Source organism: Rhizobacter sp. P1_G5 (assembly GCF_056405435.1).
Genome location: NZ_JBFUCB010001205.1, coordinates 1 through 561 on the forward strand (window position 1 = coordinate 1; position 561 = coordinate 561).

Below are 561 nucleotides of genomic sequence, written 5' to 3' on the forward strand. Positions count from 1 at the left end.
CTCAGCAGCACCGCGGCCCCGGGGCGGAAGCCCGTCTCTTCGACCACCACGCGAAGGCTGCCGACCTGCACCGCGCCTTCGCCGTTGACGCGGCCTTCCAGCAGGTTGGCCTTGCCGACGAAGGTCGAGATGAAGCGGGTGCGCGGATGCTCGTAGACGCGCTGCGGCCGGTCGACCTGCGTCGCGCGGCCCTGCTCCATCACGACGACGCGGTCGCTGATGGACATCGCCTCGCCCTGGTCGTGCGTGACCATCACCGTGGTGGTGCCGACCTGGCGCTGGATGCGGCGCAGCTCGAACTGCATCTCCTCGCGCAGCTGCGCGTCGAGGTTGGACAGCGGCTCGTCGAGCAGCAGCACCGGCGGCTCGATCACCAGCGCGCGGGCGAGCGCGACGCGCTGGCGTTGCCCGCCGGAGAGCTCGCGCGGGTACTTGCCGGCATGCGCTTCCAGGTGCACCAGCGCCAGAGCCTCACGCACCCGCTCCAGCCGCTCGGCGCGCGGCATCCGGCGCATCTCGAGGCCGAAGGCCACGTTGGCGGTGACCGTCATGTGCGGGAAC

Annotated in this window: 1 protein-coding gene; it reads right to left on the minus strand. The window is 71.7% G+C overall.

Translation table 11 applies throughout. The annotated features are described in order from the left end of the window. Positions 1–561 (minus strand): ABC transporter ATP-binding protein (locus tag AC1D12_RS34980; protein ID WP_477845626.1); only part of this gene is annotated, 561 nt, incomplete at both ends.